Genomic DNA, 17,771 nt, shown 5'->3' with positions numbered 1-17,771 from the left:
CTTGCAAAAGATATAGTTTTTAGGTTCAAAAGTCAATGACATTTAGGGCAAAATGAGAATCTTCTGCAAATTCTCCGATTGAAAGATTCGGACAGAACTGTTTAAGCTGACTGTTGATACCATGCAAGGGTTTTTTTAATCCCTGTAGATAAATCAACGGTTGCCTTGAGTCCTAATTCTTTTAATGCTCTGTCAGTAGCGGGTACATATCTGGCAATCCGTTGACCTACAACTGGTTCTTGAGCAACAGTGATAGAATTAGGGTGTCCAGCAATTTCCGCCACTGCTAAGGCGGTATCTTTGATGTTGATTTCCAGATTTGAACCCACATTATAAGGACGACAAGACTGCCCCTTAAATAATATAGTCCATAACCAAATCATCAAATCCGAAGCATATAAATAGGAACGATAGGGGGTTCCATCTCCTTTAACATGAATCGTTTTTCCCTCTAAAATGTCCCTGATAAAGTTGCCAATGGCAAAAGATTCACCTAAAGGTAAATAGGGACCGACAAAGGCAAAACACCTGGCGATTTTTACCTCTATATTATACTCCTGAGCATACAAGACACTTAAGAGTTCTGCGAGTCGTTTTCCCTCTCCATAAACGGAGTTAGGAGAACTCACATCCGGCGCCCCTTGATAACTTTCCGGAATATGACTTATATCTGAGGGTTGTTGACCATAAATTGCTCCTGAGCTAGTTAGTAATAATTTTTTTGTGCCACAATTTTTAGCAAAATCTAGCACTCGCCAAGTCCCTTGTACTGTAGTATCTAGCACAAAAAGACGATCCTGTTGATGTACTAGAGAACTCGCTTCAGTTGCCGCATGAATAATATAAGAAAACTCCTCTTCAGGAAACTGAAATGACCTAACATCACCGCTATGGAATTGAATAGCGGGATGATTGGCTAAATGAGGAGCTTTTTGACTGAAACTATCAGGATTTCTAGTTAAAACAACTGCCGATGCTTTTAAGTCTCGCTGATCATTGGCCCAGATAAAACTTTCTAATAACCAACAGCCAAAAAAGCCTGTACCTCCGGTAATAAATATCCGCTGTCCCCGCAATTCTTCCCAGAGGTCTTTAGTGTGGGCGAGAATGTCATTTAAGTCATTTGTTAGGTTAGGTTGCATCTTCAGCCAATCCATTTCATAGAAAAAGACAAATCCACACAAAAATCAAAAGCAATAGATTTTTACATTCACTCTACCCAATGCGATAAGAAAAGGGTAACTTAAAAAAGAGATAACAAACAAGTCCATTATATTGTCTAATTGACGAGATTGACTAAAATTTCTGGTCATAAAAAACATCCAAAAAAATAAAAATGTTCCCAAAAATGCGAACAATGCAAATTTACCTACGCTCCGACAAAACTCTCGGATAGTCGCTGTTACCTACTCTAACATCTCCTCCGTTAATCCTGGAAATACCCCAATCCAGAAGATTCCTTCCATGATTTTATCAGCATTTGACAAGTCTCCTACAAGGTTTCTGGTTCAACGCCTAATTCTCTTAATTTTTCAGCTAATTTTTGCCGTAACATTCGCTCCTGTTCGAGTTGATATTCAGTTTGTGCGACTCGTTCACTCCCCCATAATAACAGATTGCCCGACAGCTCCCACCAAGGTAACCAATAGGCTGTCACTTCAGCTTTTTTTCCCTGCCAGACTCCCAAAAATAAGTTAATCTCTGCTATCCAATAACGATTGTTTTCATTAGGTTTTTGTTGTTCATACTTTCCTTGATTTAATCGATAAATTTCTAATTCTCCTGTTTTTGGGTGAAATATTCCATAGACAGGTACTTGTAATATTTGCTCATAAAAATACCATTTTCCATAGGGATAATGGGGATTCAATGAGTATTCTCCCCCTTCGGTTTCCGAGATAAACTCCATGACAATAGCTGGGATATCTCCTTCAAGATGGGGAGTATAACTGCGCCGAATTTCTCCGCTAGGAATCGGTTTTACTGAGGGAATATAAACCCAGTCAGGCGCTTTGACAACAGTTTGAGTTTTAACGGTAGCACACAAGCCAAAATTAGAAGCAATTAGCATCGATTCCAGAATTAATCCTGCTAATTCTAGCGATTCCCGTAAAGATGCTGCTAATAGGGGTTGCAAGTTGTTGTCCACAGGTTCGTCAGGTAGAATAAAATCATCTGGCAGTTTTTCCCAGGTGATTATCGTTGATTTTGTCGGTAAATCAATGGCAGATGGTGTCATTGTCGTAAACAGTCCTTCCTAATATTTAATAAGCTCTCTTCAGTATAAACTGCCCGCGACTAAGTAGGTGCATTAAATTAATTATCAAATAGACCTGTAGGTGGACAACTGACTGACGGACACATTTTTCAATACAAAGACAAGTACTGTTATGTGAAAGCCTCAAACTCCTGAATAAAAGAAAAGGTAATTTTGCCATAATAATCCTGACGAGCTTTGCGAGAAGCAAAACAGGGAAAAGGGTCAACAGAAAATAAGTGGTCAAGTCGCAAGAAGGGACGCGCCTTATGAACAACTCCCGCCAGCCAACGTAAACCAATTTTCAAATAACTCAAACCACGCCGAAAATGAGCATCAACCTGACGGCGAGAGCCAGATTGTTGAACCGCCATGCCAGTTAAAGTAGCAAAGAGAATAGAAATGGCAACAATGAGATAGAGACGTTCTAAACAAGCAGCAGAGCGAACACGAGAATGTTCCCAGTCAAAAACGCCCGATTTACTGTCGAGAAAGAGATGTTCAATGGGAAAACGAAGACCATACTGCCAGAAGGTGTCAAGGGTAGGAGGTTCATGGCTCAGAATTGCCCAATTATCCTTAACCCCTGGAACAGAGGCTAAAGCAAGATGAGCAGTGATTCTAGCCTCCTGCCAGACTTGAACGTTGCGATAAAAGCAGGCTTGCCGTTTGGGAGGATAGAGTTCTCTGACCTCATAGCCAAAACCCCGACGGCGAACACCGTAAATGAGGGTATCGCAAGGTAAGCGAAGCAGCAATTCTCATTTTGAAAACAAAAGAAGATAAAGTTCTCTATGTGAACAAGAGAACTTCTGTCTAATTATCATTTTTTTTCAAGATAATCATCATAATTAGCTTCAAGAGACAGTTTTAAAATATCTGCCCATAAAAAACTTATCTCAACTCATAAATTTAGCTGAAATTCTGACCTAATTTGTGGTTTTTTCAATGAATAAAATAATCTTTCCTTCTCTCGAAAAATTGACATTTTTAACTAGAATTTATTTTTTTGAGCGGGACATATTCGGTAAGAATAAACAAGAAAAACTCTGACCAATTCTTAAAACAAAAATATTTTAATAAAGTACGAATATCATTAAAAAAACTGGTGCGAGTAACTAATAACTCACGAATCTTTTGATAAGTATGATTAACTAAATCTAAACCGGTATGAAATAAAAAAGCTAGTAAATTTAAAGACAACAAGAACTCGCATAAATGACTTTGACCATGACCAAAATTATGTTCTAAATTATAACCGTGATTTTTAAGAACGTTATTTCCTTCATTCTCAACTTTCCATCTGCTGCGTCCAGCTTTGACAATTTTTTCAACATTATTTTCAGTAATTTGATGATTGGTAATCCAATTATTTTGATAGATAATTTTCTGTGTTTTTTCATTAATGACCGTGACTTCACACCAATTAACTTCGAGACTTGACTCGACCTCTCTCAGAGGAACTCTAGAAACATAACGATAACGATAAATGAGATTCTTTCGTCCATCCCATTGTTTCTTTTCTACGGTTTTAACTTCTCCACTTTTTTCTAAAAATTCTAGCCATTCATATAAGGTTTTATGAGAAGTTTCAAGACAAACAAAAATAAAATTATAACCTTGTTTTAGAGCTAACTCACAGATAGGTTGGCGAGAGTATAAGTCATCTCCTAACAGGGTTACAGGATAACCATACTTCTTTTGATGATTCTTATCTAACCATCTTTTAACAGCCGCATTTTCACAATCTTGTTTTTGCTGCCCATCTTGTTTTTTAATAAATTCTGGTTCTAAATTAATCACTTGTTTTTGCTCAGGAGAAACCACAATTGGCGTGACGCAACCATGAAAATAAGTTGTCGTTCCCTTACGATGATTGCGGCAATTACAATGGGGACAACTAATTTTCTTTGAAGAAAAATATTCCGTACCATCTAAAGCTATTAAAATTTCCTCATCTAAGTAGAAAAAATTTTTAATAACTCCCTGTTTTTTTAACCATTGATAGACTTGTTGAAAAGAGCCAAATATTGTGGCAGCTGGGATAGGATCTAACAGGTTTCTGATTTGATTATCACAAGGTATTTTTTTGATACCAAATAAACTTGAAGCATTATCTTTTCCCTTACTAATTTTCATCAAACGTTGATGCTCTAAAAAAGAAGGTGACTGAGTAAAAAAAACCGAAAAAGCCGCCTTAACTGCATCTTCTACCTGATATTTGGTATTGTTTCCTGGTTTTCTGTCATCGGGTAAGTCATGTAATTCTTGAACTAAAAATTGTATTAATTCAGGAATTTCTAAAGTCACAGCCTTTTTCGTCATCGCAGAACAGTTTGATTAATTAATATTTCCAACTTAATAATTTTACCTCAACAGACAACAATCATCAATTTTTATTTGGTTCTCTTTCTGATGTAGAGAACTTTTGTTCTAGATTTCTCCCATCTTTCAAATATTTTGAGTATAAATACTCTATATACTCACTTCTCTGCGATGCAGTCGCACTCGCGGGAGCGCATTTTGTAGCTTGCTTAAAGCTTTGTTTCTGTCTGTATCACTTGTTACTTTTTAAAATGAGAATTGCTGTAAGCGAAGACACCAATGCCAAGTATTTTTCCTGAGCCATTGAATTAATTGCTGATTGGCAAAGCCTCGGTCGGCTAACAGCATGACATTCTCAAAGCCCTGAAGATAGCCTTTGGCTCTGTCCAACAAGGGTTCGTATTTCTCAAAAGCTAGGCTGGCACTACCATGTTCTAATCCCATCCACATCAAGGGGACGGCTCTCCCCCCGCAGACCACCGCTAGATAGACAAAGCAGTATTGATTCCACAACAGAGTGGTATCTATTGCTAGATAAAGTCTTTCCCCCTTCTCCTTCCAAGTCTCGATGGCTTTCAATATTAAGGGGATGTATATCTTTTCCACCGCTACTCTTCCATTCTGGCAAAAGCGATTCCACCGTCTCTGATAACTATTGGCTTGTTCGGCTCTGCTTTGTACAAAGGGTTCCCATCTGGCTTGATTGAGACTTTGACTACTGAGTAGGGCTGTCACCATCCAACTGAGGACGGTTAAATGTCTTTTATCCACAAATCGGCTTCCTTGTTCTAGATAGGAATAAACTTGGGAGAAGATTCTGTTCTCGGTTTTCATCTTGTAGGGATTCTTGCTTTTTCCCTATCTACCCAGATATTTTTCTTTTTGGCAACCCTTGTCTTGTCAGGTTTTGACCCACTTGTGTCCGTCAGTCAGGGTGGACAATGCTGGCAATTATTTCATACACTATCATCAACTTCAACTCCCAGCGATCGCAATTTTGCCGCCAAGCGCTCGGCTCGTTGCTTTTCCTGCTCTGCTAACTCCTCTATGGTGGGGAGCAATTGCCCCGCTGGTGTTGCCCAACGCAGCCAAGTAATCGGCTCTTGTTCATCCCCATAAATTCCCTGCCAGCGCACTAACACTAGCCCTAATATTTCGCTGCTGAATCTGCCTTGAGCATCTGGGTTTAAAGATTTATAAACGCCCCCTTCTAAGCGATGTCCCGCTAAATCTTCTGAGTCAAAGGGATCATACCAAAAGTATTCTGTCACCCGCCAACGATTCTGATAGATCAGCTTTTTCTCTTCTTTATCCTTTTTGGCTGTACTTTCAGAGAGCAATTCAATCACCACATCAGGAGCTTTTTCTTCTTCCCAGACGACCCAGCTTTTCCGTTCTTTTCGAGGCACGTCCAAGACGACAAATACATCAGGTCCGCGATAATCTTCGTTCCGCACTTGATTGGGGCTAAAGTAAACAAACATATTGCCCCCCACAAACGCTTCTCGTCCTTGGTTTTTTAACCACCCGGAGAGAGGTCTGACTAATAACTGCATTTGCAGTCCGTGTCGCTGGGTTTCCATGGCAATACCATCATCAGAAGGTAGCTCATCTTGGGTCGGTGGTAGCTTGATCCCTAGTGGGTTAGCTGCAATTAGGAGGGTTTCTTGAGCCATTGGTTGGTTGGGGTGAACAACTGGTGCTACTTTCATATCATAAACTATCATCAATGTCAACCCCTAGCGCTATCAATCTTGATGCCAAGCGCTCGGCTCATTTTAGGTTATGTGATTTTGTCAAGATTCTCTGACTCTATTACAATTCTAATCTTTTACATAAATATCACAACTTCGCTTTATAGTAGAATCTATGCTTTTCCGGGATTCTAGAAGTTTATAATTGTTCTGATAGAGTAATTCTAAAAACGTGCCACGAAGATTGTAATTGACAACTTTCCTTAAGGGGCAGACCGTGACAATTGGATTAAATTTATTGAGAGCATCAATAAAACGGGGCTGAAAAGAATTGTCCCCAGATAAAATAGAAGTTGTCTCGGGATAGAACAAGACTTTTCTGTTTTTGTGAAGATAATAATAGGATTCAAATGAATCTGAAAGGAGAATTGATGGACGGTTTAATTGCTTTTCTAATGTAGCCACTCTCTCAGACAAGCTGGCTACAGCAGACATTTGTGAATAGCTTTTAGGGCTTTGAAAATTGGATATCATTGCGGGTATAAATTTTACACAAGCGATTAGGGACATAATAATAAAGGGCATGATTAATACACTGATCAGGGAGAGTCTTAATAAATCAAACGAATTGGGCAATAGAATTGGCAAAAATTCCCTAAATGCCATTTTATTCTGCATCAATTCTGGTTCAGATTCAGACATTTTTTTTCGATAAGAACTAAAGGCATAATCAATCAAACAACCATAGGAAAGAAAAAATGGAAGTGATACAGATATCAAATTCCAAGGATGACTTCTATTGACAAAATAAAAGAGGCTAACTATTCCCCAGATGGCAATTACAAAACGATACTTAGCGTTTTTATCCTCAATGGGACTCTGAAAAGATTGTATGATATTAAAACCGTAAACAACCATAAATATCATCCATATATTATCTGGAAAAGGCAAACCAAAAAAGCCAGAGCCAAATTTAAGAGTAAAACCTATATAATTATAAAAATTGATGACTTCTCCAGCAACAATTCTAAAGCCAAAAATAATTATAAAAATGATAATTATAAAATTTATACTAAATCTCGTTAACTTTTTAATCATGTTTTTTGCGCTAAAGCCATCTATTTTAAACTCATTCCAAATGTAAATAAAGAAATACATAATCAAGACAGAGATACCAGAATCAAAATTACTTAATAGAGCCATTGCCACTAGAAAATCTAGAAGTAAATCTCGTAAGTTAATTGTTAAAAAATTCAAGGAAAAAGTAGCTTTATCGAGAAATTTTCTTTCAGATATATACAACAAAGTAACCATCAAAAGACAAGGGAATAAAGTTCTTAAAGGAAAATATTGAAAGTATAAATCTTGGCTTACTACCTTACCATGAAAATAACTCCAAAATAGGCAACTAATGAATACCAAAATTCTGATCAACGAATTTTGGTAGATGGCTTTAACTATTAAATAGTAAAGAAGAATCTGAAGAGCAATCAAACTACATACAACAATTTTGATAGACAATAGACTATTTCCCATTAATCGTGATAGTAAACCAAGCCAAAGATAATATCCGCCATATAAACTTTTAAATCCATCGTCAACAAGGGGAATAAAAGGAGAATCACTATTAATGGCCGCTAATGGGAAGAGAACCACATTAAAATGGTAGTTCGATGGATCAGTATAAACCAGACTCCAAGCAACTGATGTCACCGTCACTAAAACTCCAATAAAAACTATATTCTCAATCAATAATGTTCTCAAAAATTTACGAAGAGAAAATAAATATAAGAGAAAAAAGAAAATAACTGTTAAAATCAATGCAACTGGAATTAGCAACGAAAAATTCAAGCTTGATAAATAAGTTGTCAGTTTATCTGAGTTGGATGACATCTCAGGTTTCATATAGAATCTGAGACTTTCAGCGGTTCCTTGGGTAAAGAGCTTTTGAATTGCTATCGTGTTGAAAACAAGACCAAGTCCCCAAGAAAGTAAAAACTCAAGATTACGACTTTGATTTGTGACTTGCCAATTATTGATTATTTTTGATAAAATAGAACTTAAATAGTTCAAAACTTTACCCAATAATATAGGTAAAACAATAATTGAAATTAAAATGAATAGATACCACATTGCCTCATACCTTTCATTTCCTTTCAAGCTGCCAAATCTTGTGGTAAGAAGATAATTTACATCGATAAAAATAAGTAGGAACGCCCCTACTCCTTTGAGCCATTGATCGATCATATTTTTGTTCATTTATCTAATTTAATTTGAAGTATTGAAGTTAACAAAAGTAAGGGAAAAGACAGTCTCTTCGAGGCACGTCCACAACGACAAATACATCAGGCCCGCGATAATCCTCGTTACGCACTTGATTGGGGCTAAAGTAAACAAACATATTGCCTCCCACAAACGCTTCCCGTCCTTGAGTTTTTAACCACCGGGAGAGAGGTCTGACTAATAACTGCATTTGCAGTCCGTGTCGCTGGGTTTCCATGGGAATACCATCATCAGAAGGTAGTTCATCTTCGGTCGGTGGTAGCTTGATCCCCAGTGGGTTAGCTGCAATTAGGAGGGTTTCTTGAGCCATTGGTTGGTTGGGGTGAACAACTGATGCCACTTTCTTATCATAAACTATTGTCAATGTCAACACAATTGCGCTCTTAATTTTGCCGCCAAGCCTTTGGCTCGTTTTAGGCTATATGATTTTGTCAAGATTCTCTGACTCTATTACAATTCTAATCTTTTACATAAATATCACAACTTCCCTTGTACTGGGAAGTTGTGATATTTACTGCGGATTCTAGAAGTTTATAATTGTTCTGATCAAGTAATTCTAAAAAAGTGCTACGAATATCTTGTCTGTAGTCAGACATCTTTATGGGGCAGACCGTGACAATTGGATTAAATTTATTCAGAGCATAGGTAAAACGGGACTGAAAAGAATCGTCTGTAATAGAAGTTATATCAGGATAGAACAACACTTTTCTGTTTTTGTCAAGATAATAGTATGACTCAAACCAATCAGAAATTAGAATTGATGGTCGGTTTAATTGCTTTTCTAATGTAGCCACTCTCTCAGACAAGCTTGCTAAAGCAGACATTTGCGAATAGCTGTTAGGGCTTGTAAAATTGGATATCGTTGCGGGGATAAATTTTACAGAAGCGATTAGGGACATAATAATAAAGGGCATGATTAATACGCTGATAAGGGAGAGTCTTAATAAATCAAACGAATCGGGCAATAAGATTGGCAAAAACTCCCTAAATGTCATTTTATTCTGCATCAATTCGGGTTCAGATTCAGACATTTTTTTTCGATAATAACTAAATGCATAATCAATCAAACAACCATAGGAAAGAAAAAATGGAAGTGATACAGATATCAAATTCCAAGGATGACTTCTATTGACAAAATAAAAGAGGCTAACTATTCCCCAGATGGCAATTACAAAACGATACTTAGCGTTTTTATCCTCAATAGGACTCTGAAAGGATTGTATGATATTAAAACCGTAAACAACCATAAATATCATCCATATATTATCTGGAAAAGGCAAACCAAAAAAGCCAGAGCCAAATTTAAAAGTAAAACCTATATAATTATAAAAATTGATAAATTCTCCAGCAATAATTCTAAAACCAAAAATTATTATGAAAATGATAATCATGAGATTTATACTAAATCCCGTTAATTTTTTAATCATGTTTTTTGCGCTAAAACCATCTATTTTAAACTCATTCCAAATGTAAATAAAGAAATACATAATCAAGACAACTATACCAGAATCAAAATTACTTAATAGAGCCGTTGCCACTAGAAAATCTAGAAGCAAATCTCGTAAGCTAATTGTTAAAAATTCAATAGAAAAAGTAGCTTTATCGAGAAATTTTCTTTCAGATATATACAACAAAGTAACCAGCAAAAGACAAGGGAATAAAGTTCTTAAAGGAAAATATTGAAAGTATAAATCTCGAAATTCTACCCTACCATAAAGATAACTCCAAAATAGGCAGCTAATAAATACCAAAATTCTGATCAATCGATTTTTGTAGATGGCTTTAACTATTAAATAGTAAAGAACAATCTGAAGAGCAATCAAACTACATACAACAATTTTGATAGACAATAGACTATTTCCCATTAATCGTGATAGTAGGCCAAGCCAAAGGTAGTATCCGCCATATAAACTTTTAAATCCATCGTCAACAAGGGGAATAAAAGGGGAATCACTATTAATGGCCGCTAATGGAAAAATAACCACATTAAAATGGTAGTTCGACTTATCATTATAAACCAGACTCCAAGCAACTGATGTCACCGTCACTAAAACTCCAATAAAAACTATATTCTCAATCAATAATGTTCTCAAAAATTTACGAAGGGAAAATAAATGTAAGAGAAAGAAGAAAATAACTGTTAAAATTAATGCGGCTGGAATTAGCACCAAAAAATTCAAGCTTGATAAATAAGTTGTCAGTTTATCTGAATTGTATGACATCTCAGGTTTCATATAGAATCTGAGACTTTCATCGGTTCCTTGGGTAAAGAGCTTTTGAATTGCTATCGTGTTGAAAACAAGACCAAGTCCCCAAGAAAGTAAAAACTCAAGATTACGACTTTGATTTGTGACTTGCCAATTATTGATTATTTTTGATAAAATAGAACTTAAATAGTTCAAAACTTTACCCAATAATATAGGTAAAACAATAATTGAAATTAAAATGAATAGATACCACATTGCCTCATACCTTTCATTTCCTTTCAATCTGCCAAATCTTGTGGTAAGAAGATAATTTACATCGATAAAAATAAGTAGGAACGCCCCTACTCCTTTGAACCATTGATCGATCATATTTTTGTTCATTTATCTAATTTAATTTGAAGTATTGAAGTTAACAAAAGTAAGGGAAATGACGGTCTCTTCGAGGCACGTCCACAACGACAAATACATCAGTCCCGCGATAATCCTCGTTACGCACTTGATTGGGGCTAAAATAAACAAACATATTGCCTCCGACAAACGCTTCCCGTCCTTGGTTTTTTAACCACCCGGAGAGAGGTCTGACTAATAACTGCATTTGCAGTCCGTGTCGCTGGGTTTCCATGGGAATACCATCATCAGAAGGTAGCTCATCTTGGGTCGGTGGTAGCTTGATCCCTAGTGGGTTAGCTGCAATTAGGAGGGTTTCTTGAGCCATTGGTTGGTTGGGGTGAACAACTGATGCCACTTTTTTATCATAAACTATTGTCAATGTCAATACAATTGCGATCACAATTGTGCAGCCAAGCGCTCGGCTCGTTTTAGGCTATATGATTTTGTCAAGATTCTCTGACTCTATTACAGTTCTAATCTTTTATGTAAATCTTACAATTTTTCAGGATAGGGTCATCTATGTTTCTCTCTGACTCTACAAGTTGATAATTATTCTCATAGAGTAATTCTAAAAAAGTGCCATGAAGATTTTCTTTTATGATAGGTACATTTATGGGACATAGGGTGACAATTGGATTAAATTTATTGAGAGCATAAGTAAAACGGGACTGAAAAGAATTGTCCCCAGATAAAATAGAAGTTGTCTCGGGATAGAACAAGACTTTTCTGTTTTTGTGAAGATAATAATAGGATTCAAATGAATCTGAAAGGAGAATTGATGGTCGGTTTAATTGCTTTTCTAATGTAGCCACTCTCTCAGACAAGCTGGCTACAGCAGACATTTGCGAATAGCTTTTAGGGCTTGTAAAATTGGATATCGTTGCGGGGATAAATTTTACAGAAGCGATTAGGGACATAATAATAAAGGGCATGATTAATACACTGACCAGGGAGAGTCTTAATAAATCAAACGAATTGGGCAACAAGATTGGCAAAAATTCCCTAAATGCCATTTTATTCTGCATCAATTCTGGTTCAGATTCGGACATTTTTTTTCGATAAGAACTAAAGGCATAATCAATCAAACAACCATAGGAAAGAAAGAAGGGAAGTGATACAGCTAACAAATTACCAGGATGACTTCTATTGACAAAATAAAAGAGGCTAACTATTCCCCAGATGGCAATTACAAAACGATACTTAGCGTTTTTATCCTCAATAGGACTCTGAAAAGATTGTATGATATTAAAAACGTAAACAACCATAAATATCATCCATATATTATCTGGAAAAGGCAAACCCAGAAAGCCAGAGCCAACTTTAAAAGTAAAACCTATATAATCATAAAAATTGATAAATTCTCCAGCAATAATTCTAAAACTAAAAATAATTATGAAAATGATAATGATAAGATTGATACTAAATGCCGTTAATTTTTTAATCATGTTTTTTGCGCTAAAACCATCTATTTTAAACTCATTCCAATGGTAAATCAAGAAATACATAATCAAGACAATTATACCAGAATCAAAATTACTTAATAGAGCCATTGCCACTATAAAATCTAGAAGCACATCTTGTAAGTTAATTGTTAAAAATCCCATAGAAAAAGTAACTTTATCGAAAAATTTTCTTTCCGATATATACAACAAAGTAACCAGCAAAAGACAAGGAAATAAAGTTCTTAAAGGAAAATACTGAAAGTATAAATCTTGGCTTACTACCTTACCATAAAAATAACTCCAAAATAGGCAGCTAATAAATACCAAAATTCTGAGCAACGGATTTTTGTAGATAGCCTTAGTTATTAAATAGTAAAGAAGAATCTGAAGAGCAATCAAACTACATACAACAATTTTAATAGACAATAGACTATTTCCCATTAATCGTGATAGTAGGCCAAACCAAAGATAATATCCGCCATACCAAGTCGAAAATCCCTCAGAAACCAGTGGGGTAAAAGGGGAATCACTATTAATGGCCGCTAATGGAAAAATAACCGCATTAAAATGGTAGTTCGATTTATCATTATAAACCAGACTCCAAGCAACTGATGTCAACGTCACTAAAACTCCGATAAAAACTATATTCTCAATCAATAATGTTCTCAAAAATTTACGAAGGGAAAATAAATGTAAGAGAAAAAAGAAAATAATTGTTAAGATTAATGCGACTGGAATTAGCACCAAAAAATTCAAGCTTGATAAATAAGTTGTCAGTTGACGCCAATTGTATGACATCTCAGGTTTCATATATAATCTGAGACTTTCAGCAGTTCCTTGGGTAAAGAGCTTTTGAATTGCTATCGTGTTGAAAACAAGACCAAGTCCCCACGAAATTAAAAACTCAAGATTACGACTTTGATTTGTGACTTGCCAATTATTGATTATTTTTGATAAAATAGAACTTAAATAGTTCAAAACTTTAGCCAAGAATATAGGCAAAACAACAATTGAAATTATAATCAGTAGATACAACATTGCTTCATACCTTTCATTTCCTTTCAATCTGCCAAATCTTGTGGTAAGAAGATAATTTACATCAATAAAAATAAGTAGGAACGACCCTACTCCTTTAAGCCATTGATCAACAATCACAGGTTTATTCATTTGATAGATTTTATTTTCCTCTTTATTTATTGTCTTTTACAATTTAGATTAAAGAACATCCCTAGGTAACTCTTAATCAAAGTTGACTCGCGCTCTCTCTACCACTAGAGGTCTTTTTAAGCTTCGTCTATTTATTAAACCAATATATTCTCCTAAAATACCTATAAAAAATAACTGTACAGAAGAAAAAAGAAACAATCCGATAATGATCGCCGCTATCCCTATAGGGAAAAGGTTCCAAAACAGAAGCTTCAAAATCAAAGTCCCCAGACCGACCAGAAAACTCACTAGAGATAGAGCAAACCCGATCATTGTCGCCAATCTTAGCGGAAAATTAGAATAGGTAGTGATGCCCAGCATTGCCAGATCGTACATTCGATAAAAATTGAAACTACTCTTACCTCGTTTTCGGACTTTCTGATGATACTCGATTTTAGCACTCTTAAAACCGACTTCTGAAATAAGACCCTTTAAGTAGGGATAAGGATCATCGATCAAACGCAATGCTTCTATCACTTTGTGATCGTATAAACCGAAGCCCGTAAAATTAGCAGTTAAGTCAATCTCTTCTGATAGAGTCCTAACTAAAAAATAATAAAATCTTCTTATATTATAGACCAAAGAATTCTCTTGACTCGAGCTTTTAATTCCTTTAACAACTTGATAGCCTTCCTCCCATTTGTCTAAAAAATCGATGATTAGTTCGGGAGGATCTTGACAATCGGCGAAGACTAAAATAACCGCATCTCCAGTTCCTTGTAAGAGGCCGTAATAGGTAGAACGAACAAAGCCAAAATTCCTAGCGTTAATGATAATTTTGACTCTAGAGTCGCTTTGAGAGATTTTCTCTAATATACTGACTGTTTTATCTTGAGAGTCATTATCGATAAAAATATGCTCGTATTCATATTTTCCTAATCTTGCAAAAATATCTTTGACCTCAGTATATAAAAACTCAACATTATCTTGTTCATTGTAGCAAGGAGTAACAACACTAATTAATTTTTTAATCATCTTAAATTTCCTCAATTTTGTTTATGTTTAAATGGTCTTTATACCATTTAATTGTATTTTTTAATCCCGTCGTTAAATTATATTTTTGTGTCCAATCAGTCTTTTTTCTCAGCAACTCATTATTAGCACAAATAAACATGGGATCATTGGGACGGTAAGGTAAAGCACCCAGATGAATTAAATCAGGTTTACCTAATAAATTACCAAGTTCAAGTGCTATTTGTCCAACGGTTACAGGTTGACCAGAACCAACATTAACTACACCTGAAACGTTGCTCTTAGCAACTGCCCAAATTGCCGATGCTACATCCTCAATATGAAGAAAATCTCGAATTTGCTCACCTTTAGTTGTTTTCACCACTTCATCCCGCAGCAGTGAAGAAATAATCCCAGGGATTAATCGTCGCTCATCCTCCATTGGTCCATACTGATAAAACAGGCGAATCCAAGCTATCTCCATTTCGGTTATCTGGGCAAATTGCTGCAAAATAGTGGAAAGTGCGACCTTGGTGGCTGCATATAAGGTTATGGGTTTTGTCAAACTGGATTCAGATAAATATCCCAGACTTAAATCATACTCAAAACAAGTCCCTATACCCACAAACCGCTTACAACCCAGTTCGGCTAATTGAGAGAGAAGATTGATGCTCGCCTGAATTGAATCAAGGTTTTCTTGAGAATTTAGGTATTTACCCGGCACTGCATACCAAGCTAAGTGAATGCACAATTCAGGCTTGATTTCCTGCAAATAAGCATTCATGTTTTCAAATGCTACTAAGTCGGATTGCCATAAATACATTGATGGCAGAATATCTTGAATTCGCCATCGGTTGCTGCTTTCTCGTACAAGCGCATGTACCTCACACCCTTCGGCTACTAAAAGCCTTGCTACATGGGAACCAACAAAACCACTCGCACCAGTAATTAATACTTTCATGCTTTCTTTAAATTGTTTTGATTCTCAATAAACAAATGGACTCCGAAATTCTGAAAAAGGAAGAAAACTCTGATCTCGTTCAGACAAGATAGGATTTGGATTTGGCCAAGGTATTACTACGGAATTCCAAAGAATTCCTGTATCTTCTTTGGGAGAATATACTGTTGATACCTTATACAACATAATTGCTGTTTCGCTCGTCACATAAAAACCATGAGCTAGACCAGAAGGGATATAGATTATTTTACCATTTTCAGAACTCAGATTAAACAACTCAAACTCGCCAAATGTTGGAGAGCCTTTACGCAAATCTACCACTACATCTATTACCGACCCTTCGAGACAATACACCATTTTTGTGCAATCTTGCGGAGGAACTTGGAAATGTAGTCCTCTCAAAACATTTTTCTTGGACACCGAATAATATTCTTCAGCAAAGTGAATAATTAACTGGTGACTTTCATAAATGTCCTGATGTAGAGTTTTAACAAAACGACCACGCTTGTCTTGTAAAATAGTGGGGACAATTTCGTAGCACTTAGGAATTCTTGTCTCAGTGATTTTCATGAGTTTTTCAAGATTTTACGTGGATTGACAGTGGATTAAGGTTGATTCCCCATGCTCGGAAATTTTGTCCCAAAAGTTCGGTAATTTTATTGCCCCTGACAAAACTCTCGGATAGTCGCTGCTACATAGGTTAACATCTCCTCAGTTAATCCAGGATAAATGCCCAGCCAAAAAACACTACTCATGATTTTATCGGCATTACTTAAATCCCCAATAACTCGATAATTTAACCCTTGATAAAGAGGTTGTCGCAGTAAATTTCCCCCAAATAACAGCCTTGTGCCGATGCGTTTTTCCTCCAAATGCTTAACTAAATCATTGCGGCTAAAAGGAGCATTTTCCTTGACAAAAATCGGAAACCCGAACCAACTCGGTTCAGAATCGGGGCTGGCTTCAGGCAGAATTAAAACATCTTGAAGCTCCTGTAACTTTTGATGCAAAAAGTCGAAATTTTCCCGGCGCTTTTTGATAAATCCTGGCAATTTATCCAGTTGCGCTACCCCAACGGCGGCTTGCATATCCGTCATCTTTAGGTTATAACCCACATGAGAATAGGTGTACTTATGGTCATAACCGAAGGGTAAATCTCCTAACTGCCAACCGAAGCGCTTATTACAGGTATTATCTACCCCCGGAGGACACCAACAATCTCTGCCCCAGTCACGGAATGACTCGACAATCTTTTTCAAGCGGGTATCGCTGGTTAAAACCGCGCCCCCTTCTCCCATAGTCATGTGATGAGCGGGATAAAAGCTAACCGTTGCTAAATGCCCAAAGGTGCCGGTTTTTTGCCCTTTATAGAGACTTCCCACCGCGTCACAGTTATCCTCAACTACCCAGAGGTCATGTTTTTCGGCAAAAGCCATCACCGCTTCTAAATTAAAGGGATTTCCCAAGGTATGAGCGATCATAATCGCTTTAGTCTTCTCTGACAAGGCCGATTCCAGCTGCTCGATGTCGAGGTCATAACCGGGTAATTTAACGTCTAAAAAGACGGGAATTAGCTGATTTTGAAAGATGGGGTTAACTGTAGTCGGGAAACCTGCGGCGACGGTAATGACTTCATCCCCCGGTTTAAGTTGTTTTTCCCCCAGTTTAGGGGAAGTTAAGGCACTTAAAGCCACTAAATTGGCCGAAGAGCCAGAATTGACTAATAAACAATGTTTTACCCCCATCCACTGGGCAAAACGTTCCTCAAATTCTGCTGCATATCTGCCCGTCGTTAACCAGAAATCTAGGGAAGAATCCACTAATTTGACTAATTCTTGCTCATCAAATACCTTACCCGATGCCGGAATATAGGTCTGCCCCGCCACAAAAGCCCGGGGTTGAAATTTGTGCTTATAATATTCTTGTACTGCTTGAAAGACTTGCTCTCGCAGTTCTGCTTCAGTATTTGTATTGGGGGGAGAAATAGATTGAGTCATGGTTAATTTCCTTTCAGGGGAGAAATTTGAACTTAATTATTACTTAATTTAGACCATTATC

12 protein-coding genes and 3 pseudogenes are annotated in these 17,771 nt (G+C 36.6%); all 15 read right to left on the bottom strand.

Going from position 1 to position 17,771, the window contains the following annotated elements; translation table 11 throughout:
* Positions 1 to 101: 101 nt before the first annotated feature.
* A complete protein-coding gene (locus tag RAM70_RS10680; RefSeq protein ID WP_312673664.1) occupies positions 102 to 1,142 on the bottom strand; it encodes an NAD-dependent epimerase/dehydratase family protein in 1,041 nt (346 codons plus the stop codon).
* Positions 1,143 to 1,492: 350 nt separating this feature from the next.
* Entirely contained in the window at positions 1,493 to 2,239 is a 747-nt protein-coding gene (locus RAM70_RS10675; protein WP_288002212.1) for a Uma2 family endonuclease, read from the bottom strand.
* Between the two features lie 149 nt (positions 2,240 to 2,388).
* Positions 2,389 to 3,015, bottom strand: coding sequence for a hypothetical protein (locus RAM70_RS10670; RefSeq protein WP_312673663.1), 627 nt, complete (start codon positions 3,013 to 3,015; stop codon positions 2,389 to 2,391).
* Between the two features lie 318 nt (positions 3,016 to 3,333).
* Positions 3,334 to 4,582, bottom strand: a pseudogene (locus RAM70_RS10665) (ISNCY family transposase).
* Positions 4,583 to 4,828: 246 nt separating this feature from the next.
* Complete coding sequence (locus RAM70_RS10660) at positions 4,829 to 5,416, bottom strand: hypothetical protein (protein ID WP_312673662.1); 588 nt, start codon at positions 5,414 to 5,416, stop codon at positions 4,829 to 4,831.
* A 122-nt stretch (positions 5,417 to 5,538) separates the two neighbouring features.
* Positions 5,539 to 6,258 (bottom strand): Uma2 family endonuclease, encoded by a 720-nt coding sequence (locus RAM70_RS10655; protein ID WP_312673661.1) that lies wholly within the window; start codon positions 6,256 to 6,258, stop codon positions 5,539 to 5,541.
* A 147-nt stretch (positions 6,259 to 6,405) separates the two neighbouring features.
* On the bottom strand, positions 6,406 to 8,523 hold the full coding sequence (locus RAM70_RS10650; protein WP_312673659.1) for a hypothetical protein: 2,118 nt from the start codon (positions 8,521 to 8,523) through the stop codon (positions 6,406 to 6,408).
* A gap of 64 nt (positions 8,524 to 8,587) precedes the next feature.
* A pseudogene (locus tag RAM70_RS10645) lies at positions 8,588 to 8,869 on the bottom strand (Uma2 family endonuclease); the annotation flags it as partial.
* 148 nt (positions 8,870 to 9,017) lie between these two features.
* Positions 9,018 to 11,135: a hypothetical protein gene (locus tag RAM70_RS10640; protein WP_312673658.1), complete on the bottom strand. Its 2,118-nt coding sequence runs from the start codon at positions 11,133 to 11,135 to the stop codon at positions 9,018 to 9,020.
* Between the two features lie 61 nt (positions 11,136 to 11,196).
* Positions 11,197 to 11,481, bottom strand: a pseudogene (locus RAM70_RS10635) (PDDEXK family nuclease); the annotation flags it as partial.
* Positions 11,482 to 11,629: 148 nt separating this feature from the next.
* Positions 11,630 to 13,765, bottom strand: coding sequence for a hypothetical protein (locus RAM70_RS10630; protein WP_312673657.1), 2,136 nt, complete (start codon positions 13,763 to 13,765; stop codon positions 11,630 to 11,632).
* A gap of 72 nt (positions 13,766 to 13,837) precedes the next feature.
* The gene (locus RAM70_RS10625; RefSeq protein WP_312673655.1) at positions 13,838 to 14,779 is read right to left on the bottom strand and encodes a glycosyltransferase family 2 protein; all 942 of its coding nucleotides are present in this window, start codon (positions 14,777 to 14,779) and stop codon (positions 13,838 to 13,840) included.
* 1 nt (position 14,780) lies between these two features.
* A complete protein-coding gene (locus tag RAM70_RS10620) occupies positions 14,781 to 15,716 on the bottom strand; it encodes an NAD-dependent epimerase/dehydratase family protein (protein WP_312673653.1) in 936 nt (311 codons plus the stop codon).
* A gap of 24 nt (positions 15,717 to 15,740) precedes the next feature.
* The gene (gene rfbC / locus RAM70_RS10615; RefSeq protein ID WP_312673652.1) at positions 15,741 to 16,283 is read right to left on the bottom strand and encodes a dTDP-4-dehydrorhamnose 3,5-epimerase; all 543 of its coding nucleotides are present in this window, start codon (positions 16,281 to 16,283) and stop codon (positions 15,741 to 15,743) included.
* 86 nt (positions 16,284 to 16,369) lie between these two features.
* Positions 16,370 to 17,710, bottom strand: a complete 1,341-nt coding sequence (gene rfbH, locus RAM70_RS10610) for a lipopolysaccharide biosynthesis protein RfbH (RefSeq protein ID WP_312673651.1) — start codon at positions 17,708 to 17,710, stop codon at positions 16,370 to 16,372.
* Positions 17,711 to 17,771 lie beyond the last annotated feature (61 nt).

The organism is Microcystis wesenbergii NRERC-220 (assembly GCF_032027425.1).
In the GTDB taxonomy this organism is placed as follows: domain Bacteria; phylum Cyanobacteriota; class Cyanobacteriia; order Cyanobacteriales; family Microcystaceae; genus Microcystis; species Microcystis wesenbergii_A.
Note: the sequence above shows the minus strand (reverse complement) of the source record. Positions and strands in the feature narration are given on the sequence as shown.

Excerpts from the sequence above, each read along its gene's own strand:
- RAM70_RS10680 (WP_312673664.1), bottom strand. The coding sequence starts at position 1,142 with ATGCAACCTAACCTAACAAATGACTTAAATGACATTCTCGCCCACACT.
- RAM70_RS10675 (WP_288002212.1), bottom strand. The coding sequence starts at position 2,239 with ATGACACCATCTGCCATTGATTTACCGACAAAATCAACGATAATCACC.
- RAM70_RS10660 (WP_312673662.1), bottom strand. The coding sequence starts at position 5,416 with ATGAAAACCGAGAACAGAATCTTCTCCCAAGTTTATTCCTATCTAGAA.
- RAM70_RS10655 (WP_312673661.1), bottom strand. The coding sequence starts at position 6,258 with ATGGCTCAAGAAACCCTCCTAATTGCAGCTAACCCACTAGGGATCAAG.
- RAM70_RS10650 (WP_312673659.1), bottom strand. The coding sequence starts at position 8,523 with ATGATCGATCAATGGCTCAAAGGAGTAGGGGCGTTCCTACTTATTTTT.
- RAM70_RS10640 (WP_312673658.1), bottom strand. The coding sequence starts at position 11,135 with ATGATCGATCAATGGTTCAAAGGAGTAGGGGCGTTCCTACTTATTTTT.
- RAM70_RS10630 (WP_312673657.1), bottom strand. The coding sequence starts at position 13,765 with ATGAATAAACCTGTGATTGTTGATCAATGGCTTAAAGGAGTAGGGTCG.
- RAM70_RS10625 (WP_312673655.1), bottom strand. The coding sequence starts at position 14,779 with ATGATTAAAAAATTAATTAGTGTTGTTACTCCTTGCTACAATGAACAA.
- RAM70_RS10620 (WP_312673653.1), bottom strand. The coding sequence starts at position 15,716 with ATGAAAGTATTAATTACTGGTGCGAGTGGTTTTGTTGGTTCCCATGTA.
- rfbC (WP_312673652.1), bottom strand. The coding sequence starts at position 16,283 with ATGAAAATCACTGAGACAAGAATTCCTAAGTGCTACGAAATTGTCCCC.
- rfbH (WP_312673651.1), bottom strand. The coding sequence starts at position 17,710 with ATGACTCAATCTATTTCTCCCCCCAATACAAATACTGAAGCAGAACTG.